The following is a 22804-nucleotide window of genomic DNA, read 5'->3' as shown; positions in this document are numbered from 1 at the left end:
CTCCGCCCTAAAGCCGGGCCTTGGCTGCCAGGCCCTCGCGGACGTCCGCCGACGACGTTGCCTCGGCGAACGCCTTGACCGCAGCTTCGGCGTCCTTGTTGAGATTCTTGGGAACTGCGACGTCGATGGTCACCAGAAGGTCGCCGGTGCCCTTGGAGGTCTTCACGCCTTTGCCCTTCACCCGCAGGGTGCGTCCCGACGGCGTGCCCGCCGGGACGCGGACCTTCACCTTGTCGCCGTCGACGGTAGGCACTTCGATGTCGGCGCCCAGGGCAGCCTCCGGGAAGGTGACCGGGACGTGGATGCGGAGGTTGTCGCCGTCGCGCGTGTAAAAAGCGTGGGGCTGGACGGAGACGGACACCACCAGGTCGCCGTTGCCGGCAGCACCCGGCTGGCCCTTGCCGCGCACGCGGACCTTCTGGCCGTCCTTGATGCCGGCAGGAACGCGGACATCGATGACTTCGCCGCTGGGCTCGCGCAGGCCGATAGTGGTGCCGCGGATGGAACCGGCAAAGGAAATGCTGGTGGAAGCGGTCCGGTCAGCGCCCTTCTGCGGCGTGCGCTGGAACCCGGGGGCACCGCCGAAGCCGCCAAAAAGATCCGCGAACTCGGGAGGGATGCCACCGGCGGAAGGATTGAACCCGCCCGCATGGCGTCCGGTGTTGCCGGTGAACAGGCCGCCGAACATGTCCTCGAACCCGCCGTTGCCACCGGCGGCACCGCCGGGAGCAAACCGCGCCCCGCTGCCCATGGCCCGGATGGCGTCATACTGCTGGCGCTCATCGGGATCCGAAAGCACCGAATAAGCCTCGGAGATGTCCTTGAACTTCTTCTCGGAAGCAGCGTTCCCCGCATTCGTATCAGGGTGGTGCTGCCGCGCAAGCTTCCGGTAGGCCTTCTTGATGTCGGCGTCGGAAGCGTCCTTGGCAACACCAAGGATCTTGTAAAAGTCCTTGTCCACCCAATCCTGGCTAGCCAATGGCGTTTCCTTTCAAAAAGTACGTGCCGAGATGGCAGTTCACATCAGTGTTCTTACGAATCATTGCTGCGAACTGCCATCTCGTTGGAGTAATGCTACGCAGGTACAGCGACGATGACCTGGGCTGCGCGGAGGACGCGGTCTCCTGATTTGTAGCCTGAGCGGAGCACCTGGCTGACGGTGTCAACCTCGATGTCCTCGCCGGGCTGCTGGATCAGGGCCTCGTGGATCGTGGGATCGAACTCCACGCCGGTCTCGTTGATGCGGACCAGGCCGTACGTCTTCAGCGCGTTCTCCAGTTTGTTGGCGATCGCGGCGAAGGGTCCGTCGGTGAGGTCGCCGTGCTGCCGGGCGGCGTCGACGTCGTCCAGGACCGGGAGCAGGGAGTTCAGGACGCCGATAACGGCCATCTCCCCTGCCACGGCGCGGTCGCGTTCAACGCGCTTGCGGTAGTTGACGTACTCAGCCTGGAGGCGGAGCAGGTCGTTGCGCAGTTCGGCTGCCTCGGCGTTGCCGGTTGATCCTGCCGGTGCCCCCTGGGCCACGGATTCCTCGGCCGGCACGTCCACGCCGTTGAGAATCTCCTCGGCCTGGGCCAGTGCGTCGCCGTCGGAATCTGCTCCGGCCTGGGAACCGGCCCCGGGGGCAGTGTTTCCGCCTTCAGCGTGACCGCCCTCGGGGTGCCGGGCCTGCCCGGTCACCGGGTCAACCTTGCGGTTGTCCCGGATGACCGGTTCGCCGTTCTGACCGCGCTCCTGGCCGGCGGATGCGTTGTGCTCTTCCTCGTTACCGTGGTGCGGCATGGGTTACTTCTTCGCTTCGTCTTCGTCGATGATCTCGGCGTCGACGATGTCCTCGTCGGAGGAACCTGCCGAAGCTCCGGCGGCACCTTCAGCACCTGCAGCGCCTGCAGCCCCTGCGCCGTCCGGGGAACCGGCCTGGGCGTAGATCGCTTCGCCGAGCTTGGTCTGGGAAGCCTGAAGCTTCTCAAACGCAGACTTCACAGCGGCGTCGTCGGTGCCTTCGAGGGCCTTCTTGAGGCTGTCAACGTCGCCCTGGACCTCGGTCTTGACCTCTTCGGGCAGCTTGTCCGCGTTGTCGGCGATCAGCTTGTCCACGGAGTAGGCCAGCTGCTCGGCGGTGTTACGGGTGTCGGTTGCCTCGCGGCGGGCCTTGTCCTCGGCTGCGTGCTCCTCGGCGTCACGGACCATGCGCTCGATGTCTTCCTTGGAAAGGCTGGAGCCACCGGTGATGGTCATGGACTGTTCCTTGCCGGTGCCCTTGTCCTTCGCGGAGACGTGGACGATGCCGTTGGCGTCGATGTCGAAGGTGACCTCAACCTGCGGAACACCACGCGGTGCCGGGGCGATGCCGGTCAGTTCAAACGTGCCCAGCGGCTTGTTGTCGCGGGTGAATTCACGCTCGCCCTGGAAGACCTGGATGGCCACCGACGGCTGGTTGTCGTCGGCGGTGGTGAAGGTCTCGGACCGCTTGGTGGGGATGGCGGTGTTGCGCTCGATCAGGTGCGTCATCACGCCGCCCTTGGTTTCGATGCCGAGGGACAGCGGGGTGACGTCGATCAGGAGGACGTCCTTGCGCTCACCCTTCAGCACACCTGCCTGCAGGGCTGCGCCGACTGCCACGACCTCGTCCGGGTTGACGCCCTTGTTGGGCTCCTTGCCGCCGGCCAGTTCCTTCACCAGCTCGGAGACGGCGGGCATACGGGTTGAGCCACCGACCAGCACGATGTGGTTGATGTCGGAGAGCTTGATGCCCGCTTCCTTGATGACATCGTGGAACGGCTTCTTGGTGCGCTCGAGCAGATCCTTGGTGAGGTCCTGGAACTTGGCGCGGGTCAGCTGCTCATCCAGGTGGACCGGGCCGTCGGGGGTGACGGAGAGGTACTGGAGCGAGACGTTGGTGCTGGACGAGGAGGACAGTTCCTTCTTGGCCTGCTCGGCGGCTTCGCGGAGGCGCTGCAGGGCGATCTTGTCCTTGGAGAGGTCGATGCCCTTGACCTTGAGCTGGTTCAGCAGGTAATCAACGACGCGCTGGTCCCAGTCGTCGCCGCCCAGGCGGTTGTCACCGGCGGTGGCACGAACCTGGATGGTGGAGAAGTTGTCTTCGTCCTTGCCGACTTCCAGCAGGGAGACGTCGAAGGTACCGCCACCGAGGTCGAAGACCAGGATGAGTTCGTCTTCCTTGCCTTTGTCCAGGCCGTAGGCGAGTGCTGCGGCGGTGGGCTCGTTGACGATGCGCAGGACGTTCAGGCCGGCGATTTCGCCGGCTTCCTTGGTGGCCTGGCGCTCGGCGTCGTTGAAGTAGGCCGGAACGGTGATGACGGCGTCGGTGACCTTTTCACCCAGGTAGGACTCGGCGTCGTTCTTCAGCTTCATGAGGATACGCGCGGAGATTTCCTGCGGGGTGTACTTCTTGTCGTCGATGGCCACGGTCCAGTCGGTGCCCATGTGGCGCTTGACCGAAGCGATGGTGCGCTCGATGTTGTTGACGGCCTGGCGCTTGGCGATCTCGCCAACCAGGACCTCGCCGGACTTGGAGAATGCAACGACCGACGGCGTGGTGCGGCCACCCTCGGCGTTGGCAATAACGGTGGGCTCGCCACCTTCGAGAACGGAGACGACGGAGTTGGTGGTTCCGAGGTCGATACCTACTGCACGTGACATGTGTTGCTTCCTTCTTTCCTTGGAAACTGGTTGGCGCCCTAAGCGTTGAGCGTTCTGCACTCAACTCTACTCAGGGCGCCACCGATGTCAATCCAAAGTTGAGCGGACCCCGCTCAACTTTGAAATGTGTCCAGGCTTAAGGCCGCAAAATTCCTTGTGTTTCCGGCATCCAAAGAAAGAAGTACGACGGCGGCAGGGCAGTTCGCTCTGCGAGAACGGCGCCGCCGGGCTGCTTAGCGCTCCGTGCCGCGGTCTCCGTGGAGGGGTCCGCGTTCCTCCGTTGTCGCCTGCATCTGGCCGCCGCCGGTCAGCCCTTCCCGGATGACTTTCTCGGTGCGGGCATCACCGGCCGTCCCGGCATCACCGTAATTGCCTTCCTCATACTCGCCCTCCGGCGTACCCCGCTCCGGCTCATTGAGGGCACCCGCGTCGCCATAGTCGCCGTCTTCGTATTGCCCGTCTTCCCCCGCATTTTCCGCGCGGGTGCCGGCAGGCCCGGCGTCCCCGTAATCGCCCTCCAGGTACTGGCCCTCATCCGCGCCCTCCGCCGGCCTGTCCACGGCTCCGGCGTCGCCGTAATCGCCATCCACGTACTGCCCACCTTCCCCTTCCAGTCCAGGTGCGCTGCTGCCGCTGCGGGGTTCCTCGGCTGCAAATTCCGGGTTCTCAGTCATGGTGCATCTCTCCTTCGAGGCTCCGCGTCCGTGCGGGCGCATTGGCAGTCTACCGACGGGGCGGGCGCACCAACAGGGTTCCGGCGGCCCGCATCGCCCACTGGAAACGGCTGTTGCCGCCACCGTGGAATGGTGGCGGCAACAGGGTTAGGGCGGGAAAGGCAGGGACTAGCGGGTGGGAACCTCTTCCAGGGGCTCGACGCCGGGCTCCCGCGGCTGCACGGGGTTTCCGCCGTCGGTCCGCCCCAGCTTGCTGGGCCACCAGATTCGAGGGCCGATGTCGTAGGCCAGTGCCGGGACCAGCAGCGAGCGCACCAGCACGGTGTCCAGCAGGACGCCGAAGGCCACGATGAAGGCCAACTGCACCAGGAACATGATCGGAATGACACCCAATGCCGCAAAGGTGGCGGCCAGCACCACGCCTGCGGAGGTGATCACGCCGCCGGTCACGCCGAGGCCGCGGAGGATGCCGGGGCGGGTGCCATGCTTGAGCGATTCCTCCCGGACCCGGCTCATCAGGAAGATGTTGTAGTCCACGCCCAGGGCCACCAGGAACACGAAACCGAACAACGGAACGGTGGCGTCGGCGCCGGGGAAGCCGAAGAGGTTGTTGAATACGAAGGCCGAGACTCCCAGCGCGGCTGCGTAGGACAGCACCACGGAGAGCACCAGCAGGACCGGGGCCACGACGGAGCGCAGCAGCAGCATCAGGATGAAGAGGATCACCACCAGCACCACGGGGATGATGACCACCAGGTCGTGCTGGGCAGTGGTGTTGGTGTCCAGCGCCGTTGCGGTTACGCCGCCAACCAGGGCGCCGGGATCAACGGCCTTCACCTCGGTGCGGAGGGCCTTGATGGTTTCCTCCGCCTCCAGCGAGTCCGCGGCATTGTTCAGCGTGGCATTGATCAGCACCTTTCCGTCCCGTACGTCCGGGGCGCTGGGAGTGCCGGGGGCTCCGGTGATGGGCACACTGCCCGGGCCGAGCAGGTACGCCTCGCCCACGCCGTCGTCCGCTTTCACCTTGGCCAGCACCTCTGCTGCCTTGTCCTGGTCGGCCACCACGACGGCGGGGCTGCCGCTGCCGGCGTCGAAGTGCCGGGCCAGTGCGTCTTGGCCGTCGACGGCATTGGAGGCGGTGAGGATGACATCCGTCTGCGGCACGCCGTTGGCCTTCAGCTGGAACAGGCCGCCTGCGGCGACCAGCAGCAGGAGGACTGAGGCCACCCAAACCGTCCTGGGGCGGCGCGACACCAGCGAACCGGTGGCGCGCCACAGGCCCTTCTGGCCTTCGAGCCCGGTGACCAGCTCAGGCTCGCGCTGGTCTGCCGGCAGGAGCTTGGGACGGAAGGGCCAGAACGCGGCCCTGCCAAGCAGAGCCATCAGGGCGGGCAGCAGGGTCAGCGCGGCGAACAGGGCGCACAGGATGCCTGCCGCGGCAACCGGCCCCAGTGCCTTGTTGGAGTTCAAGTCGGAAAAGAGCAGGCACAGCAGCGCGATGATCACGGTGGCGCCGGAGGCCACGATCGGCTCGAAGGACGCTTTCCAGGCGGTCAGGACGGCGGCGGTGCGGTTGGTGGTGTGGGTGAGGGCCTCGCGGAAGCGGGCTACGAAGAGCAGGGCGTAGTCCGTGGCCGCGCCGATCACGAGGATGGAGAGGATGCCCTGGCTTTGGCCGTTGAGCTGGATCCAGCCGGCCTTGGCCATGCCGAACACCAGCAGGATGGCAGCGCACAGGGCGAACACCGAGGTCAGCAGCACCATGATGGGCAGCAGCAGGGACCGATAGACGATCAGGAGGATCACGAACACGGCGGACAGGGCCACGAGCAGCAGGATGCCGTCGATTCCGCCGAACGCAGCGGTAAGGTCCGCCGCAAGTCCGGCCGGACCGGTCACGAAGGTCTGGGCACCTTCGGGCGCTGCCTCCTTGACCGTGTCGCGGAGTTCCTTGACGGCGCCCTTGAGCTCGGCCGACGATCCGATGGGCACAACGAACTGCACAGCCTTGGCGTCCTTGGAGGGAATTGGGCCGATGACGGTGCTGCCCAGCTTGAGGTTCTCAAGGTCGGCCTTCAGGGTGGCAAGTTCGCCCAGCTGCGGGGGCGTGAATGCCTCGCTCTTCTCGATGACGATGATGCCGGGGACTTCGTCGGAGTCGCGGAACTTCGCCTGCCAATCCTGGGCCTCCGTGGCCTCGGCGCTGGCGGGCAGGAAGGAGGCCTGGTCGTTGGACGAAACCTCCTCCAGGCGGCCGAAGGTTGGGCCGCCCACGCCCGCGAGGCCCAGCCAGGTCAGCACCAGGACAACCGGGACCAGCCAGCGCAGCCAGAACGGGACACGTTCCCTGCCAACTTTTGTGCGTTTCATGATGCCTTCCAAGGGTGAGCAGGAGGAGTAGTATTTGTTCCAGCATAGATTATCTCCATGACAGAGATAAGTGCCAGTCAAGCTTTTTTCATTCCGCCGGAACTGCTGACCCGGCGGGTGCAGGTGGCTCCATGGGGCCTGGAGTAATATCCGTCAGGACGCCTGGGCAAAACTCGGCGCAGGAATGAAAGCTGGGAGGTGGAGATGGCGGAGAACAAGGCTCCGGATGCTTCCCCTTTCGAGCAGGCGGGCCCGGAGTTCGGGCACCCGCTGCTGCGGATCCTGCAGGAGTTCACCATCGAGGCGAACCGCTACGTGGATGCCGCCGGGGACCGCAAGGACATGCACCGCACGGACATGAACGCCCTCGCCGTGATCATGCGCCATACCGCCAGGGGCAACGTGGTGACGCCCGGCCTGCTGCGGAAGGAACTGAACCTGAGTTCACCCGCCACTACCGCACTGATCGACCGGCTGGACCAATCCGGGCATGTGGTCCGGGAACGCCACAGCACGGACCGGCGTCAGGTCCAGCTCAAGATGACACCGAAGGCATTCCGGGAGGGGGGTGCCATCTTCGCTCCGCTGGCGCAGCACATGGGCAGCGCCATCGCCGGCTTCTCGGAGGAGGAGCTGGACACTGTCACGCGCTTCATGACGGCAATGATTGACGCAACCGTGGCGGCAAGGACGGAATCCGAATAGCAGGACCGATGGAGGGGTAGCGTTTGATCATGAGTGCGCAGCAGCCCGAAGACGACGTTTACACGCACGGCCACCACGAATCGGTGGTCCGCGCCCATGCCGCCAGGACCGCCGAAAATTCCGCGGCCTTCGTCCTCCCCTACCTCACGCCCGGGTCGACCCTGCTGGACGTCGGCTGCGGACCGGGCACCATCACCTGCGACTTCGCCGCCCTGGTCAAACCCGGAAAGGTCACCGGGTTGGACCGTTCACCGGACATCGTCGCCCAGGCTCAGGCGCTCGCCGTCGAACGGGAAGTGCCCAATGTGGAATTCGTGGCGGGCAACATCTATGACCTCGACTTTCCCGACGAAAGCTTCGACGTCGTCCATGCCCACCAGGTACTCCAGCACCTGACCGATCCCGTGGAGGCCCTGCGGGAGATGCGGCGCGTGGCCAAGCCGGGCGGCATCGTGGCGGTACGGGACGCCGACTTCCACGGCATGAGCTGGTACCCCGAAATCCCTGAACTGGACGAGTGGATGGACCTGTACCAGCGGATCGCCCGCCGCAACGGAGCAGAGCCCGACGCCGGGCGGCGGCTGGTCAGCTGGGCCCAGTCCGCGGGCTTCACCGATGTTGCCCCCACCAGCAGCAACTGGCTTTACGCGACCGCACAGCAGCGCCGCTGGCAGGCACGCGTCTGGGGTGAGCGGGTGCTCCATTCTGCCTTCGCCGAGCAGGCGCTGGAGTACGGGTACGCCGAGCCCGCGGATTTGGCGCGGATCTCGGCCGGCTGGCACCGCTGGGGATCTACGGACGACGGCTGGTTCCTGATCCCCAACGGCGAGGTCATCGCCCGGGCGTAGTTCCGCCGCTCGCCGTGAACACCCGCACCCCACGTAATATTGTTTAGTGCAATTTTCCCTGTGGCTGGCCCTGGCGGGTGCCGGCGTCCTGATCAGCTTCACCCCGGGGGCCGGGGCCATCAACACCATGAGCAACTCGCTCAACGCCGGGTTCCGCCGCTCCATATGGGGAATCCTGGGCCAGCAGGCGGCCCTCATAGTGCACGTCCTGATCGTGGCCCTGGGCGTTGGGGTGCTGGTGGCGAGCTCCCCCATCGCCTTCAACGTGATCCGCTATGCGGGGGCCGCCTACCTGGTGTACCTGGGCATCCGCCAGTTCCTCAGCAAGCCCGCGGCCGCGCAGGAGCAGGCGGCGGTCCTCCGCAACGAGCCCACCTGGTCCATCTTCCGGCGGGGCTTTTGGGTCAACCTGTTGAACCCCAAGGCGATCGTCTTTTTCCTTGCGTTCACGCCGCAGTTCATCCGGCCGGACCAGCCCCTGTTCACCCAGTACGCCATTCTGACAGCCACCATCGTGGCCATCGACATCCTGGTGATGTGGTTCTTTTTTGCGGCGGCCGCGCGTTCGTTCCAGCGGTTTACCAGCACCGAGCAGGGCCAACTGGTGCTCAGCAGGGTCTTCGGCGTCCTGTTCGTTGGCGTGGGAATCCTGCTGGCCCTGATCCACTGACAGGGGCCCTTCCCGCTTCGGCACGGGGATGGCACGTACCCATTTCGGGCCAAGTAATGCATCTTTACAAGCTTGTAAAACAATGTGAACAGCCGGGTAGCCAAGAGGGTTCGGCAGCGCGCATGCTTAGTCCCATGAACTCAACGTCGAGCGCATACCGCGTCATCACCGTCTGCACGGGCAACATCTGCCGGTCCCCCATGGCCGAGCTCATGCTCGGGGCAGCCTTGGAACGCGAGGGCCTCGACGGACTGGTGGAGGTGGACTCGGCCGGCACCACCGGTTACGAGGCCGGCCGGCCCATCGATCCCCGGGCAGCCCGCCGGCTCGCCGCCACACAGCTGGCATCAGAGCATCACGTTGCGCGGGAGTGGGAGCCGGACTGGTTCCGCGAGCGCGACCTGATCCTGGCCCTGGACATTGACCACTACGCGTGGCTGACTGAAGCCGCACCGGACCAGGAATCGCTGGACAAGATCCGGATGCTCCGCAGTTTTGATCCCGCCATGGCGGACCGTGACCTGCTGGACCAGGGCATCGAGGATCCCTGGTACGGCGGGCACGCGGATTTCGACGCCGTGTGGCATCAGATTCACGCCGCCCTCCCGGGCCTTGTCCAGCACATCAAGGCCGCCGTCCTGCAGAACACCCAGCTTCAACCGCACTAGGAGCCTCCAAGCGCAGGAAAATCTTCCAGCGGAAGAAAGCCGGTGCAATCCGGCAGCGCCAGGAGTATTTTGTGCTGCATGCACGCCGCATCCAACCCTGGCAGGTACACCCGTCTCCTTGGCGCTTTGGAGGAGGCCAAACGTTTGGACGCTGCCGTCACGGCAGCAGAACCACTGGCGGCCCGGCTGATGGCGCAGCGCAAAGTCCGCACCATCGTCCGCGGCGACACCACCGGCATTCCCCTGCACACCATCCTCACTGACGGCCCGTTCGGCGCCTGGTGGTCCGCGGTGTTCCTGGACCTTTTCGATGACGAGGCCTCACGCCGCTCCTCCCAGCGACTGGTGGCCCTTGGGGTTGTGGCCGCCGTCCCCACCGCCCTGTCCGGCTGGGCAACCTGGTCAGGCAAGGACCGCCCACTGAAGCGCGTAGGCGTTGTGCACGCTGCCGCCAATGCCGCGGCCACGGCCGTCTACGTCGCCTCCTGGCGGGCGCGATCCCGCGGCAACCACCGGGCGGGGGTACGGCTGGCGCGGATGGGGGCAGTCCTGCTGCTGGTGAGCGGGTTCCTGGGCGGGCACCTCAGCAGCGGGCGGCATGCCTCGCGGCAGGGCGTAGTTCATGGATAAAACGGGTCGATGGAAAACGGTACGCTCTAGTCCATGAGCCCAGCCCCCGTCATCATCGCCGTCGACGGGCGCTCCGGCGCAGGGAAGACCACCCTCGCCGTCGAACTTGCGGCGCGGCTCCGCGCCCACCACAAGGTCTCACTGTTTCACCTGGAGGACATCTACCCGGGCTGGGACGGGCTGGCCGCCGGAATCGAACGCTATGTCACCACCGTCCTCACGCCGCTGAGCCGCGGCGAGGCAGCCTCCTGGACCAGCTGGGACTGGGAGAACCATTACGACGGCGACGCCCGGGTGACGCTGCCCGCAGAGATCGTCATCATCGAGGGCGTAGGGGCCGCCGCGGAGGCCGCCCGCCCCATGATCGACGCGGTGATCTGGGCCGAGTCACCGGACGACACCCGCCGGACCCGGGCGCTGGGCCGGGACGGCGCAACTTTTGAGCCGTATTGGGACCGGTGGGCTGCCCAGGAAGAAGAATGGCTGGGACGGGACGACGTGCCCGGCCAGGCGGACCTTCGCGTCCAGAACCTCGCTGACGGATCAGCCCCGTCGGACGTGCTGCAGCTCCTCCCCTACCTGCCCGCCCTGGCACCGGTCCTCGCGCCCGAGTTGTCCGCCCGCCGGGGCCTGCGGCTCCGCGCCGAGCGGCTGGATGCCGTGCCGGACGCACCGGCGCTGTTCCAGTCGCTGTACGGCGCAGCGGCCAACGCTGTATGGCTGGATTCCTCGAATGCGGGCAGCTCGCCCGGCGCGGCAGGCGCGGCGGCGCGGACAGCCGCTGAGCGGAGCCGGTTCAGCGTCATGGCGGACGACGGCGGCATGTTTGGACAGTCCGTCACGTACCGTTCAGGCGTCAGCCGGATCAGCGCCGGCTCCTGCACGGCACGGGTCCCGGGTCCATTCTTCCGCTGGCTGGATACCGTCTGGGGCCGGCGGGCCGTGCGCACCCCGGACGGGTATCCCGGCGAGTTCACCCTGGGCTGGCTGGGCTGCCTGGGCTATGAGCTGAAGCGCGAAACCGGGGGCAGTGACGTTTCCGCGCCCACCCCGGATGCTGCCTTGATTTTTGCCGGCCGGGCGGTGGTCCTGGACCACGCCGAAGGCGCCGCCTGGCTGCTGGCGCTGGAGGCACCGGACGCCGGGGAATGGCTGGCCCGGGCGCGCGCGGCCGTGGAAGCCGCCGCAAGCGCAACCGCGGACGCCGGCGGCAGCACCGGCGTCGTACCTTCCCCACCGCCCGTCTTCCGAAGCCGGGACACCGGCGCCAGGTACCGGGAAAAGATCGCCGCCGCCCAGCACGAAATCGCCGAGGGAAACACCTACGAGGTGTGCCTGACCACCACGCTCGAAGCCCGGACCCCGGCCGGCTCGCTGGACCCGTGGGCCACCTACCTGGCGCTGCGCCGCAGGAATCCGGCACCGTTTGCCAGCTACCTGCGGCTGGGAGACGTTGCCGTGGCCAGCACGTCCCCCGAGCGGTTCCTGAAGATAGCCTCCGACGGCGGCATGCGCGCCGAGCCAATCAAGGGCACCCGGCGCCGGGCTGCCGACCCGGCGGAGGACAGCATGCTGCGCACGGACCTGGCCACGTCCCTCAAGGACCGGGCCGAAAACATCATGATCGTGGACCTGCTGCGCAACGACCTCAGCCACTTCGCAGAACCGGGATCCGTTACGGTCAGCCGGCTTTGCGCGATCGAAAGCTATGCAACAGTCCACCAGATGGTCAGCACCATCGATGCGCAGCTCCTCCCGGGGGCGCCGCGGGCAGAGGCGGTGGCGGCATGTTTCCCGGCAGGCTCCATGACCGGAGCACCCAAGATCAGCACCATGGCCATCCTGGACCGGTTGGAGGCGGGGCCGCGGGGGCTCTATTCCGGTGCCATCGGCTACTTTTCGCTCAACGGGGCGGCCGATCTCGCCGTCGCCATCCGGACGCTGGTGCTCAACACGGCAGGGGACGGGACTGTGGAACTGTCACTCGGCGTCGGGGGCGCCATCACCTCGGACTCCGTTGCCGACGAGGAGTACGAGGAGATCCGCACCAAGGCCTATGGCGTCCTCTCCACGCTGGGCGCAGTCTTTCCGGAAGACTAAGGGCGGGCATGGCCCGGCTCCTGCCATCGGCATCCACGCTGCATCCACACTGCGGACGCCCGTTTAGGAGAACGGTGCAGGGGGTAGGGCCTCAGAGCGTCAGCTGAACCGCTCAAGCCAGGCGGCGGACTCCAAAGGCGCTTCCACGAGTTAGGTTTGCCGCGTGACGGACTCCTCCCATCCCCACACCAGCAGGAAGCATGCACCGCGCAGCTTCAAATACGTCCTCATGCTTGGCGCCCTGGCCGCGCTTCCGGCCCTCACCACGGACATGTACCTGCCCTCGCTGCCCGCAGTGGAAGCCGATCTGCACACCACCCAGACCGCGGCCCAGCTGACATTGTCCGGGACCCTCGTCGGGGCAGGCTTTGGCCAGCTTGTGATCGGCCCGTTCTCGGACCGGTTCGGGCGAAGGCTGCCGCTTATCATTGGCATTTCCCTGCACGTGGCCATCTCGCTGCTGTGCTCCATCACGCCGAACATCGAAACACTGACAGGGCTGCGCGTGCTGCAGGGCTTCTTCAACGCGGCCGCCGCCGTGGTGGCACTCGCCGTGATCCGCGACCGGTTCGTTGGCTCGGCCGCCGCCCGGCTGCTGTCCCGGCTGATGCTTGTCATCGGCGTGGCACCGCTCCTCGCGCCCACCGTGGGACAGGCGATCGCCGGGATCTGGAACTGGCGTGCCGTCTTCTACGCGCTGGCGCTCATCGGGGTGGTCCTGGTGGCAATCGTCCTGAAGTTCATGCCGGAGACGCTGCCGGAGAACCGGCGCAGCCCCGGCCACCCCAAGCATGTGGCCAAGGCGTACTGGGCATTGCTGCGGGACAGGCATTTCATGGCGCTGGCTGTCATTCCCGGTCTGGGGCTGGCCCTGATCATGAGCTACGTGGTGGGATCGCCCTTCGTCTTCCAGAACGAATACGGCCTCACCGCCCAACAGTTCGCCCTCGTCTTCGCCCTCAACGGCGCCGCGCTTGTCCTCTCGGCCCAGCTCAACGCCGCTCTGGTCCGCAAATTCCCGCCGGTCCGCCTCCTGCGCACCGCGCTCGTGGTCCAGCTGGTCCTGGCCCTGCTGCTGCTCCTGGTGGTGGCCACCGGCGCCGGCGGAGCGTTCGGGGTGATAGCCGGACTCTGGCTGGTGCTGTCGATGCAGGGCATGGTCCCGGCGAACGCCTCCGTCCTTGCCCTGCACAATTACGGCCACATGGCGGGAACGGCGGCAGCGGTGATTGGCGCCCTGCAGTCCGGGGTGGCCGGACTGGTCAGCCCCCTGGTGGGGGTCCTGGGCGGAAATTCGCTGTCGATGGTCATTGTCATGATCGGCAGCTGCGCCCTGGCGGTCGCGGTGCTTGCCGTGGGAACTCCCGCGTTCCGGAAGGGCGGCTGGGCAGAAAACGCAGGGCTCGACGACGGCGAGCGCGTCAGTGCCGACGACTAGCTTTACAGCACAGCGCCTTTACTGGACGGTGGCCGTCAGCCGGGCCACGTTGTCCACATACCGCGCCGCGAGCGGCCGCTTGACCCAGTCCGCAAGCTTAAGCTCGTGGGAGATGTCCCGGTAGGTGTCCTCCACCGCCCGCATTTTGTTCACGATGTCCTCGCCCAGGAGCATCACGGACACCTCAAGGTTCAGCGAGAAGGACCGCATGTCCATGTTGCTGGAGCCCAGGACGGCCACCTCGTCGTCGATGGTGAAGTGCTTTGCGTGCAGCACGAACGGGGCCTTGTACAGGTAGATGCGCACGCCGGCTTCCAGGAGGGCCTCATAGTAGGACCGCTGGGCGTGGTGGACCAGGAACTGGTCGCCCTTCTCGGACACGAACAGCTCCACGTCAACGCCGCGCTGGGCCGCCGTGGTGATGGCGTACAGCAGGGAATCGTCCGGAACGAAGTAGGGGCTGCAGATGGATATCCGGTGCTGCGCCGAGTAGATCAGGGTATTGAACAGGCGCAGGTTGTTCTCGGTGATGAACCCGGGGCCGCTGGGCACCACCTGGGCAGTGATGCCACCGGGATGGGGGTCGGAGGGAAGCTGCAGCTGGTGTTCCAGCGAATCGTCGGTTTCGCTCAGCCAGTCGGTGGCGAACACGACGTTCAGGGTGGTGACGATCGGTCCGCGCAGGCACGCCATCAGCTCCACCCATTCGCGGCCCGCCTTGCGGTGGCGGGGGTTGTTGTAGGAGGGCTCGATCAGGTTCTGTGACCCAGTGAACGCGATTTCGCCGTCCACCACCATGATCTTGCGGTGGTTGCGGAGGTCCGGGCGGCGCCACTGGCCGTGGATGGGCAGGAGCGGCAGCATCCGCTTCCACTGGATCTTGCCCGCTTTGAGGCGCTTCAGCAGCTTCTTGTAGCCCTTGATACGCAGCGTGCCAATGTGGTCGAAGAGGAGACGGACTTCGACGCCGCGCTCGGCGGCTTCCTCCAAGGCGGTGAGGAGATCGTTGGTGACGTGGTCCGAGCTCATGATGTAGAACTCGGCATTGACGAACTTCTTCGCCTTCCGCACCGCCTTAGTCATCTCCAGGATGGAGTCCGGGTAGCCGGGGATGAGGTCCACGGTGTTGCCGTCCACCATGGGCAGCGAACCCAGCGTGCGGTTCAGCTCAGCAGCGGACTTGACCCACTCGGGGCCGGGGTAGTCGCTTTCGACGTCGGAGAGCGACGTGATGCCGGCCCGCACCCGCTCGTTGACCAGCTGCTGCTGCGCGCGGCGCCGGCTGGAGAGCTGGAAATTGCCGAACAGCAGGAACAGGAGGATGCCCACGAAGGGAATGAAGAAAATCCCCAGCAGCCAGGCCATGGCCGTGGTGGGGCGTCTGTTGCCGGGAATGATGCCCAGGGCCAGGACCCGGATGACCAGGTCTACAAAGCCCAGAAGCACCACCACCCACGTCGGCGCGGTGCCGGCAAGCGAAAAAGGCCACAACACGTCTATAACTCCCGGGAGATTGGGCTCCGGAGGACGGCTTCCGGCCGGGGCACTCTGCCCAGCTTATCCGCGGTGCCGCACTAAGCTGGTGCCATGACCTCTCCAGCCCCAGTGGTTCTCCTTTTCCTCGATCCCGCATTTCCTGACGGCAGGGCGGCCGATGCGTCCAAACCCCAGCTGCTGGTCACGGATCTTGGGGTTACCAGGGGCGACGGCGTCTTCGAAACCATGCTGGCGGTGGGCGGGTCAGTGCGGAAAATGCAGGCCCACCTGGACCGGATGGCAGGCTCCGCCGCGGCACTGGACCTGGACATCCCGGACCAGGATGCGTGGCGCCGCGCCATTGCCGCTGCCGTGGCGCGGCACCGGTCAGAGAACCCACCCGCCGATCCTGCTGCCGATGAACTGGTGGTCAAGCTTGTGGTGACCCGCGGCGTGGAGGGTGCCCCCGCTCCTACAGCCTGGGTGCAGGCATCGCCCGCGGGGGCTACCGGCCGCCGGCAGCGTGAAACAGGTATTGACGTCATCCTCCTTGACCGCGGCTACGACAGTGACGTGGCCGAACGGGCGCCCTGGCTGCTTCTGGGCGCCAAGACGCTTTCCTACGCCGTCAATATGGCCGCGCTCCGCTACGCGCATAAGCAGGGCGCGGACGACGTCATCTTCCTGTCCTCCGACGGCCGCGTCCTGGAAGGCCCCACGTCCACGGTGCTGCTGGCGCATGTGGGAAAGTCCGACGACGGCACGCCGGTGAAGCGCCTCATCACACCCCAGCTGGACAGCGGCATCCTCCCGGGAACCTCCCAGGGCGCGCTTTTCGCTGCCGCCAAGGCGGCAGGCTGGGAGCTGGGTTACGGCCCGCTGGAGCCGCAGGACCTCCTGGACGCGGATGCGGTCTGGCTGATCTCGAGCGTCCGCCTTCTTGCCCCTGTGAACACGATCGACGGCAAGCAGATCGGCAGCCCGTCCGTCCAGAAGGAGCTGACCGCCGAGTTGAGCGGACTTTTCGCCGGCATCCACTAGGCCCTGCAACAGGCGCTTAATCCCTTTTCCCGCACCCGCATCACCCGTAAGGTGTGGACCATGGACTCGCGAAACCTGCCGATCGAAAACCTGTCCTTCGACGACTGCTGGGAACTGCTTGAGAATGACACGGTGGGCAGGCTGGCCATCGTGGTGGACGGGCATCCGGAAATCTTCCCCGTGAACTACGTTGTGCACCTGCGCAGCATCGTCTTCCGCACCGCTCCGGGCTCAAAACTCTGGGGCGCCAGGATGGAGCGGCCGGCGGCGCTGGAAATTGACGGCTACGACCCCTCGACGGAACAGGCCTGGAGCGTAGTGGTTCGGGGCGACACAGAAATCATCGAGGACCAGGCCGTCCGGGATGCAGTGGACGGACTTGGCCTGGAGCCGTGGCAGCCCGGAGAGAAGGCCAACTATGTCAGGCTGAACGCCAAAGCGTTGACGGGCCGCAGGTTCCAGGTGAACCGGCCGGATGTCTGGAACACCCGGCTGCAGGACCGGCGCCGCGCTTCGTTCGAGTAGCGGCCGGCGGCGCCTTGTCAGGCGTGGGAAGTTGGGCCCTTTCCGGAAAGCTGTGCTTCCAGCCCGGAAAGCAGGATGGTGAGTCCTTGCTCAAGCTCCGCGCCGCCGTCGTATTCTGCAAGCGCCGGAGCCAGGGCACGCAGCCTGGGAAACTCCTTGGCGGGCAGGCGGTGGAGCCCCAGCCGCAGCAGCACCTCGTTTTCTTCCGGGTCAACGACGTATTCCTGCAGTTCGTTGAGGATGTGTCCGTAGAGAAAGCCGTAGTAGGCGCGGTAGACGTGCAGCGCATCCGCCGGCTGGAACCCCGCGGCCACCAGCAGGGACAGGATCTGCTCGAGCGGCCGCAGCGTACCCAGGGGCCGTAGTCCCAGCGGCGTGGACAGGGGCCGCGTTACCAGCAGGGGCACTACGTTGGGATGCTGAAGCGCCAGCGTCCGCAGGTTGTGGGCGATTCTCCGCAGCTGGGCCTTCCAGTCCGGGTCCTCGGGATGGATTCTGAGCTGGTTGAGCACCAGTTCCGAGACTCCGTCCAGCAGGGCTGCCCGGTTTTCCGCGTACCGGTAAAGACTCATGGGGTCCCTGCCGAGCTCTTGCCCCAGCCGGCGCATGGTCAGGGCCTCCAGGCCTTCGGCGTCAACGAGTTCCAGGGCCTTGGTTAGCACAACGTCCCGGCTCAGCCGGGTTTTGGGCGAGCGAGGCCCGGAAGCTGCAGTGGAAGTCATGGATTGGTCCTCGCCCCGCCGGCGGTGGTCCCGGAGTTATTCAAGACGGTTGCCTCACTTGTAGTCTACGGGTAAAGTCTACAGTGTAGACAAGCGGTGAGAGCGCTGTTCGTCCCCTCAGTCTCAGCCGGGGATGGACTATATACCCCGATCGCCCCCGTGCAGGGGATCGCGGTTTGCTGTTGTAGCCACACGGCAGCGCCGAGCACTTAGCGAAGGGAGCCGTCATGGCTAACTCGCAGTTCGATCTGTTCCTCCACGAAGCAACCTATTCCGATCATGTATCCGATTCCAGCCTGAACCGCGACCGCCTCTACGGGCTGTACACCAGCTGGTGCGTGATCAATCAGCAGCCGCTCGGCAGCGAATCCACTTTTTGGTCAGCCATGAAGCACAGGATCAACCCCGGGCACAACGGACTCCGCATGAAGGGTCCAGCTGCGGCCGACTACATCCTCACCAGCTATCCGGGGCTTGTCTAGCTTCCCCGGCCCGCCTTGGGGCACCCCTTGGGCGCATGAACACATGCTGTGGCACTCCGGTGCCACGGCATTTTTCATGCCCTGAAGCAGCCGCGGCCAAGGTTGAGGAGCGCGTCCCCGCCTGGGCTAGGTAGGGATGATCCGGAAGAGGAACCTGGTGCGCACCATCACCCACAGCAGTCCCAGGACCACGGCATAGGCCGCGGTGTTGAGGAAGATACTCTGCTGCTGCAACGCCGGAATATTGGCTACGACGGCGATCAGCAGCACATGCATGATGAACACGTACAGCGTGGCCCGGCCCAGTGGAATCAGGAACCAGCCCAGCGCCCGCTGCACCGGCTTCCAGTAAGCGCTGAGGAATGCGTAGGTCGCCACCACCAGGACCATGACATTAAGCAGTCGGCCTGGAGCCAGGTACGTGCGGCCGAAGAGTGCGTCATACATGGCGCGGTATACGCCGTCCGGCATGAGCGCCATGCGGACGTCGTAGTTGTTCGCCAGGTAGGGATTCCCCCAGGACAGGAAGGCCAGCGCGAACGCCGCCGCGGTGCAGGCAACCACCACCCACGTATGCCTCGACAGCCAGGCAACGACGGCACGGCGGTGATAGCCGGCAACCAGCCCCAGCACGAACAGCACCTGCCACACCAGCAGGGGGAAGGAGTCCTCGAACTGCGACGGCAGGACCCGGAACCTGGTCACGGCACCAACTGCATACACTGCAAGGGTCGCGGCCAGCACCCAGACGGCCTTTCCGCGGTTCAATGCGGCCAGGATGAGCGGGCTGACCAGTAAGAGCACCACGTAGAGGCCCATGACGTTGAATTGCCAGGGCCCAAACTGCAGCAGCACGATGGCCGGAAGCACCTGGGGCGGCACGGGGAACTGGAACAAGGACGACATGCCCGCATAGAGGTCGTAGGTCCGGCCGGCACCGTTGTGCCCGGCGCCGCCGGTTCCCTGGTCCACGAAGGTTGTGAGCGCCTCGGCGTGGAAGAACGGGAGCAGGGACAGCAGGAAGACCCCGATCAGCACGGCGAGCGCCGTCAGGTAGAGCTTGCCTGCGCGGCGTGACGTGAGGTCCACAACCCGGCCGAAGTCCTCCTTTGCCTTGGGCCCGTACACCATGCCCACCACCAGTCCGGAGAAGAGGACGAACAGCTCTGCGCCTGACACGAAGCCCACGGCCTCCTGCGTGAGCAACTGGAACAGCGAGGCCATGCCCAGGTGGTTGACCACCACGAAGACGATGGCCATTCCGCGCAGCAGGTCAACGCGCGAGTCCCTGGTGGAAGGATCCTGGTAGCTCCAGGCTGTGGCTGCATTGATCCTGCGCGGAACCTGCCACAGGGCCACCAGGAGGATGACCATGGCGGCGGCAACAGTCCAGGCAGCAGGCCCGGACAGGGTGTTGGCGCGGACATAAGTGCCGGTGGGTGCCTGATCGGTGACAGGGCCGGTCACCATCGGGGAGGCCTTCAGCCTGTCCCCCGCGGCCTTGGCAATGTCCGGGTTTCCAGTGAGCAGCCAGCTGATGCTCGCCACGCCGGTGTCCCTGGTGCTGGTGCGTTCGTCCCATACGACGGCGGCCGTGCGTGCGAACTCCGGAGAGGTGGCAGTTCCCACCACCTGGTCCCACCAGCCGGTTTTGATGCCGGCTTCGGGCGCGCCGCCGGTTGAAGGGCTGTAGAACGCCGCGGTCTGCAGGAGGAAAGGCTTCCTGCGCCCCTCGGAGTAGGTGGCGTAGAAGTTTTCGCTTCCGGAGGCTGTCAGCATCTCCTCAAGCTCGCCGGCCCGCGGCAAGGTGTTGACGGCGGCCCCGCCTGCGGTGTCGTCGTGGTAGGCGGCCAGGCCCACCCAGTCCACGGCGTCGTCGCCCGGGTAGTACGGTGCGTAGGCGTTGTCGCTTCCGTTCCAGGTGCCGTCCCCGTTGGTGTCCAGGAGCGCGAACCCCTCGCTTCCTGGCTGCGGCGCATTCCGGCTCCGGTCAAAGGGGTAGTCCTTGCCCAGGTAAGGCGCCCACACCATGGTGGCCCGGCCGCCGTCGTACTTCTTGAATGCCTTGGACACCTCCTGGAAAGCCTGGCGGTACTCGGCGGGCTGCTGGCCCCAACCCACCCAGCTTGTGTTCATGTCAGGGGCGAACCGGATCAGCAGCTGCCCCTTGAACCCGGATGTGAGGGTGTGCACCTGCTGCGCGAAGGCTTCGGCTTCGGCAGTGCCGAGCTGGTCCAGCGGCACCGAGGGCTTGACCGTGAGCAGGGCGTGGGCACCTTTGGCTGCGGCCTGCTGCAGGAAGCCGTCGATGTCGTTCCGTTCGGAATCACGGAACGGAAGGGTGATGTCGTGGCCGAAGACAGCAGGGGTGGCGCCCAGCCGGTCACTGAAGCCTGCAGCGGTATCCTCGCCCCACTCGAGCACCGCACCCAGCCACGGCTTGCCGCTGTCCGGTGCAGCCTGCGCCGGACCTGCCGGCGCCAGCACGGCCAGGAAGGCGATGACGATGGCCGCTAGAAAGGCAGCCACAGAGCGCGGACGGTTTACGTGGCTGGTGGCGCGGTGATGCGATGTGATTGCCCGCATGCTGACAAGGACCCCCCGGTACTCTTTGCTCTGCTGCCCGTTGCTTAGGCGACGGGGTGGTGCCCCCGGTAAGAACTTTATCCGGCGGCCGGCCCTTGCGTGTCGCCTGGCCGTCCGGTGAATTACGGAACATGACGACGGCGGCGGTGCGGCTTGGGAGCGCAGGTGTTACGTTTTTGGGGAGTAATGAGTACCGGTGTGAAGCCCTGACTGGCCGGTCGGCAACCCTCCCTTTCGCGGCGGGGTGCCTCAGGTGAATACTCGGCATATCGACCGATTCGAGCTGCAAGCGTGAAAGAAGGAGATCCGTCGTGTCCGACGCACCCGCCCCTGAGGAAAGACTGTCCTACCGCCTGATTACCGGCGCGGACAACCGTGAGTTCTGCGAGCGGATCTCCGCTGCACTCGCGGACGGTTACGTGCTGCACGGCAGCCCGGCAGCAACCTTTAACGGCACCACCGTCATCGTGGCGCAGGCCATCGTCCTTCCGGCCGCGATCGCCTCGGCAGACGCCGCCGTTGCAACGGCCGTTGACGAGCTTGAGGGCGAGTTCGACGGCGAGTTTGACGGCGAGGGCCACGCATGAGCTACGCCGGAGACCTGACGCCGCAGGAAGCCTGGGCCAAGCTGGAGCAGGGCGCCGTCCTGGTGGACGTCCGTACCGAGGGCGAATGGGCCCACATCGGCATCCCGGACACCAAGGCCACGGACAACGACCCACTCTTCATCCAGTGGACCTTCCCCGGCGGCATCCCCAACCCCGACTTCATCAAGGATCTGACGGACCAGGCGCCGGAGGACCCGGGCACGGAACTGGTGTTCCTGTGCCGCTCCGGCAAGCGCTCCGTCGCCGCTGCCACCGCCGCCACCCAGGCGGGTTTCACCGCCTACAGCGTCCTCGAGGGCTTCGAGGGCGATCCCGACCGCTTCGGCGAACGGACCGTCAATGGCTGGAAAAACCGCGGCCTGCCCACCAACCTCGGAAAGAACTAAGTGAGCTTCAACCACGACGCCCCCGGCTGGAACCCCGACACCCAGGCCGTCCGCGGCGGGCTGGACCGCAGCAACTTCCAGGAAACGTCGGAGGCCATCTTCCTCAACTCCGGCTTCGTCTACGAATCCGCAGCCGCTGCTGAACGCGCCTTCACCGGCGAAGACGAGCGCTTTGTCTACTCCCGCTACGGCAACCCGTCCGTGGCCACGTTCCAGGAACGGCTCCGGCTGCTCGAAGGCACCGAAGCGTGCTTCGCGACGGCGTCGGGCATGTCCGCGGTGTTCACCGCCCTGGGCGCCCTGCTGGCAGCCGGCGACCGTGTAGTGGCCGCCCGCTCGCTGTTCGGTTCCTGCTTCGTGGTCCTGAACGAGATCCTGCCCCGGTGGGGCGTGGAGACCGTGTTCGTGGACGGCCCGGACCTGGACCAGTGGCGCGAAGCGCTCTCCAAGCCCACCACGGCTGTCTTCTTCGAATCCCCATCCAATCCCATGCAGGAAATCGTGGACATCGCCGCGGTCAGCGACCTGGCGCACGCCGCCGGGGCCACCGTGGTGGCGGACAACGTCTTTGCCACTCCCCTGCTGCAGCGCTGCGGTGACCTGGGCGCGGACGTCATCGTCTACTCCGGCACCAAGCACATCGATGGGCAGGGCCGGGTGATGGGCGGTGCCATCCTGGGCACCAAGGAGTTCATTGACGGCCCCGTAAAGCAGCTGATGCGCCACACCGGCCCCGCCCTGTCCCCGTTCAACGCCTGGGTCCTGACCAAGGGCCTGGAAACCATGGGGCTGCGCGTCAACCACTCCTCCGCCACGGCCCTCCGGCTTGCCGAGTGGCTGGAGGAGCAGCCCGCCGTGAGCTGGGTGAAGTATCCGCTGCTGAAATCGCACCCGCAGTACGGGCTGGCGGCGAAGCAGATGAGCGCAGGCGGCACCGTCCTGACCCTGGAGCTTGCCCCGTCAGGCGGACGCTCCGGCAAGGAAGCCGCCTTCGCCCTGCTGGACGGGCTGCGGATAATCGACATCTCCAACAACCTGGGCGATTCCAAGTCGCTGATCACGCATCCCGCCACCACCACGCACCGCGCCATGGGCCCGGAAGGACGAGCGGCCATTGGCCTGAGCGACGGCGTGGTCCGCCTCTCCGTGGGACTGGAGGATGCGGACGACCTCATCCGCGACCTGGAGCAGGCGCTCAAGCAGATCTAATTT

Annotated in this window: 21 protein-coding genes and 1 riboswitch; of the genes, 13 read left to right on the top strand and 8 right to left on the bottom strand. The window is 66.1% G+C overall.

Translation table 11 applies throughout. The features are described from left to right. Positions 1–7: 7 nt before the first annotated feature. From ACETK3_RS08350 to ACETK3_RS08330, 5 genes are all read right to left on the bottom strand, one after another. Positions 8–979 carry a DnaJ C-terminal domain-containing protein gene (locus ACETK3_RS08350; protein WP_373992737.1) on the bottom strand — a complete coding sequence of 324 codons (972 nt, stop codon included), beginning with the start codon at positions 977–979 and terminating at the stop codon, positions 8–10. A gap of 95 nt (positions 980–1074) precedes the next feature. Continuing rightward, positions 1075–1782 carry a nucleotide exchange factor GrpE gene (locus ACETK3_RS08345; protein WP_373992736.1) on the bottom strand — a complete coding sequence of 236 codons (708 nt, stop codon included), beginning with the start codon at positions 1780–1782 and terminating at the stop codon, positions 1075–1077. Positions 1783–1785: 3 nt separating this feature from the next. Then, the gene (gene dnaK, locus ACETK3_RS08340) at positions 1786–3663 is read right to left on the bottom strand and encodes a molecular chaperone DnaK (protein ID WP_236799922.1); all 1878 of its coding nucleotides are present in this window, start codon (positions 3661–3663) and stop codon (positions 1786–1788) included. 233 nt (positions 3664–3896) lie between these two features. Next, positions 3897–4337 carry a hypothetical protein gene (locus tag ACETK3_RS08335; protein ID WP_373992735.1) on the bottom strand — a complete coding sequence of 147 codons (441 nt, stop codon included), beginning with the start codon at positions 4335–4337 and terminating at the stop codon, positions 3897–3899. Between the two features lie 168 nt (positions 4338–4505). Next, positions 4506–6707 carry an efflux RND transporter permease subunit gene (locus tag ACETK3_RS08330; RefSeq protein WP_373992734.1) on the bottom strand — a complete coding sequence of 734 codons (2202 nt, stop codon included), beginning with the start codon at positions 6705–6707 and terminating at the stop codon, positions 4506–4508. A 204-nt stretch (positions 6708–6911) separates the two neighbouring features. Here ACETK3_RS08330 and ACETK3_RS08325 point away from each other — a divergent pair, with 204 nt between their 5' ends. The 7 genes from ACETK3_RS08325 (at position 6912) to ACETK3_RS08295 (ending at position 13766) form a co-directional block, all read left to right on the top strand. After that, positions 6912–7412, top strand: coding sequence for a MarR family winged helix-turn-helix transcriptional regulator (locus tag ACETK3_RS08325; protein ID WP_236799925.1), 501 nt, complete (start codon positions 6912–6914; stop codon positions 7410–7412). A gap of 29 nt (positions 7413–7441) precedes the next feature. Further along, positions 7442–8260 (top strand): methyltransferase domain-containing protein, encoded by an 819-nt coding sequence (locus ACETK3_RS08320; protein ID WP_237429095.1) that lies wholly within the window; start codon positions 7442–7444, stop codon positions 8258–8260. A gap of 46 nt (positions 8261–8306) precedes the next feature. After that, the gene (locus ACETK3_RS08315; RefSeq protein ID WP_236799927.1) at positions 8307–8930 is read left to right on the top strand and encodes a LysE family transporter; all 624 of its coding nucleotides are present in this window, start codon (positions 8307–8309) and stop codon (positions 8928–8930) included. 134 nt (positions 8931–9064) lie between these two features. Then, a complete protein-coding gene (locus ACETK3_RS08310; protein WP_236799928.1) occupies positions 9065–9598 on the top strand; it encodes a low molecular weight protein-tyrosine-phosphatase in 534 nt (177 codons plus the stop codon). 78 nt (positions 9599–9676) lie between these two features. After that, positions 9677–10228 carry a DUF2231 domain-containing protein gene (locus tag ACETK3_RS08305; RefSeq protein WP_373992733.1) on the top strand — a complete coding sequence of 184 codons (552 nt, stop codon included), beginning with the start codon at positions 9677–9679 and terminating at the stop codon, positions 10226–10228. 33 nt (positions 10229–10261) lie between these two features. Continuing rightward, complete coding sequence (gene pabB / locus ACETK3_RS08300; protein ID WP_373992732.1) at positions 10262–12328, top strand: aminodeoxychorismate synthase component I; 2067 nt, start codon at positions 10262–10264, stop codon at positions 12326–12328. Between the two features lie 163 nt (positions 12329–12491). Next, positions 12492–13766 (top strand): multidrug effflux MFS transporter, encoded by a 1275-nt coding sequence (locus ACETK3_RS08295; protein ID WP_373992731.1) that lies wholly within the window; start codon positions 12492–12494, stop codon positions 13764–13766. 18 nt (positions 13767–13784) lie between these two features. Here the strand turns inward: ACETK3_RS08295 and cls are convergent, their stop codons facing one another. Next, positions 13785–15260 carry a cardiolipin synthase gene (gene cls, locus ACETK3_RS08290; protein WP_373992730.1) on the bottom strand — a complete coding sequence of 492 codons (1476 nt, stop codon included), beginning with the start codon at positions 15258–15260 and terminating at the stop codon, positions 13785–13787. A gap of 93 nt (positions 15261–15353) precedes the next feature. Between cls and ACETK3_RS08285 the strand changes: the two genes are divergently transcribed. Continuing rightward, a complete protein-coding gene (locus ACETK3_RS08285) occupies positions 15354–16283 on the top strand; it encodes an aminodeoxychorismate lyase (protein ID WP_373992729.1) in 930 nt (309 codons plus the stop codon). A 60-nt stretch (positions 16284–16343) separates the two neighbouring features. Beyond that, positions 16344–16808 carry a pyridoxamine 5'-phosphate oxidase family protein gene (locus ACETK3_RS08280; RefSeq protein ID WP_236799933.1) on the top strand — a complete coding sequence of 155 codons (465 nt, stop codon included), beginning with the start codon at positions 16344–16346 and terminating at the stop codon, positions 16806–16808. Between the two features lie 17 nt (positions 16809–16825). On the opposite strand, the gene ACETK3_RS08275 is transcribed toward ACETK3_RS08280, so the two are convergent. Beyond that, the gene (locus ACETK3_RS08275) at positions 16826–17530 is read right to left on the bottom strand and encodes a TetR/AcrR family transcriptional regulator C-terminal domain-containing protein (RefSeq protein ID WP_236820660.1); all 705 of its coding nucleotides are present in this window, start codon (positions 17528–17530) and stop codon (positions 16826–16828) included. Between the two features lie 227 nt (positions 17531–17757). On the opposite strand from ACETK3_RS08275, the gene ACETK3_RS08270 reads away from it, so the two are divergent. Next, positions 17758–18012: a hypothetical protein gene (locus ACETK3_RS08270; RefSeq protein ID WP_236799935.1), complete on the top strand. Its 255-nt coding sequence runs from the start codon at positions 17758–17760 to the stop codon at positions 18010–18012. A 126-nt stretch (positions 18013–18138) separates the two neighbouring features. Here the strand turns inward: ACETK3_RS08270 and opgC are convergent, their stop codons facing one another. Continuing rightward, positions 18139–20598, bottom strand: coding sequence for an OpgC domain-containing protein (gene opgC, locus ACETK3_RS08265; protein WP_373992728.1), 2460 nt, complete (start codon positions 20596–20598; stop codon positions 18139–18141). 182 nt (positions 20599–20780) lie between these two features. Further along, a riboswitch (SAM riboswitch) is annotated at positions 20781–20896 on the top strand. A 13-nt stretch (positions 20897–20909) separates the two neighbouring features. Here opgC and ACETK3_RS08260 point away from each other — a divergent pair. The 3 genes from ACETK3_RS08260 to ACETK3_RS08250 are packed head-to-tail and all read left to right on the top strand — an operon-like array spanning position 20910 to position 22801. Further along, positions 20910–21185 carry a DUF1737 domain-containing protein gene (locus ACETK3_RS08260; protein ID WP_237429101.1) on the top strand — a complete coding sequence of 92 codons (276 nt, stop codon included), beginning with the start codon at positions 20910–20912 and terminating at the stop codon, positions 21183–21185. Then, a complete protein-coding gene (locus tag ACETK3_RS08255) occupies positions 21182–21592 on the top strand; it encodes a rhodanese-like domain-containing protein (RefSeq protein ID WP_236799937.1) in 411 nt (136 codons plus the stop codon). The genes ACETK3_RS08260 and ACETK3_RS08255 overlap by 4 nt, the downstream gene beginning before the upstream one ends. Further along, positions 21593–22801 carry an O-succinylhomoserine sulfhydrylase gene (locus ACETK3_RS08250; protein WP_373992727.1) on the top strand — a complete coding sequence of 403 codons (1209 nt, stop codon included), beginning with the start codon at positions 21593–21595 and terminating at the stop codon, positions 22799–22801. It begins immediately after the preceding gene. Positions 22802–22804 lie beyond the last annotated feature (3 nt).

It is taken from the genome of Arthrobacter sp. E44 (assembly GCF_041877125.1).
Classification (GTDB): Bacteria; Actinomycetota; Actinomycetes; order Actinomycetales; family Micrococcaceae; genus Arthrobacter.
The sequence above is the reverse complement of the archived record's forward strand: the minus strand, read 5'-3'. Positions and strand labels throughout refer to the sequence as shown.

Excerpts from the sequence above, each read along its gene's own strand:
- ACETK3_RS08345 (WP_373992736.1), bottom strand. The coding sequence starts at position 1,782 with ATGCCGCACCACGGTAACGAGGAAGAGCACAACGCATCCGCCGGCCAG.
- dnaK (WP_236799922.1), bottom strand. The coding sequence starts at position 3,663 with ATGTCACGTGCAGTAGGTATCGACCTCGGAACCACCAACTCCGTCGTC.
- ACETK3_RS08335 (WP_373992735.1), bottom strand. The coding sequence starts at position 4,337 with ATGACTGAGAACCCGGAATTTGCAGCCGAGGAACCCCGCAGCGGCAGC.
- ACETK3_RS08330 (WP_373992734.1), bottom strand. The coding sequence starts at position 6,707 with ATGAAACGCACAAAAGTTGGCAGGGAACGTGTCCCGTTCTGGCTGCGC.
- ACETK3_RS08325 (WP_236799925.1), top strand. The coding sequence starts at position 6,912 with ATGGCGGAGAACAAGGCTCCGGATGCTTCCCCTTTCGAGCAGGCGGGC.
- ACETK3_RS08320 (WP_237429095.1), top strand. The coding sequence starts at position 7,442 with ATGAGTGCGCAGCAGCCCGAAGACGACGTTTACACGCACGGCCACCAC.
- ACETK3_RS08310 (WP_236799928.1), top strand. The coding sequence starts at position 9,065 with ATGAACTCAACGTCGAGCGCATACCGCGTCATCACCGTCTGCACGGGC.
- ACETK3_RS08305 (WP_373992733.1), top strand. The coding sequence starts at position 9,677 with ATGCACGCCGCATCCAACCCTGGCAGGTACACCCGTCTCCTTGGCGCT.
- pabB (WP_373992732.1), top strand. The coding sequence starts at position 10,262 with ATGAGCCCAGCCCCCGTCATCATCGCCGTCGACGGGCGCTCCGGCGCA.
- ACETK3_RS08285 (WP_373992729.1), top strand. The coding sequence starts at position 15,354 with ATGACCTCTCCAGCCCCAGTGGTTCTCCTTTTCCTCGATCCCGCATTT.
- ACETK3_RS08280 (WP_236799933.1), top strand. The coding sequence starts at position 16,344 with ATGGACTCGCGAAACCTGCCGATCGAAAACCTGTCCTTCGACGACTGC.
- ACETK3_RS08275 (WP_236820660.1), bottom strand. The coding sequence starts at position 17,530 with ATGACTTCCACTGCAGCTTCCGGGCCTCGCTCGCCCAAAACCCGGCTG.
- ACETK3_RS08270 (WP_236799935.1), top strand. The coding sequence starts at position 17,758 with ATGGCTAACTCGCAGTTCGATCTGTTCCTCCACGAAGCAACCTATTCC.
- opgC (WP_373992728.1), bottom strand. The coding sequence starts at position 20,598 with ATGCGGGCAATCACATCGCATCACCGCGCCACCAGCCACGTAAACCGT.
- ACETK3_RS08255 (WP_236799937.1), top strand. The coding sequence starts at position 21,182 with ATGAGCTACGCCGGAGACCTGACGCCGCAGGAAGCCTGGGCCAAGCTG.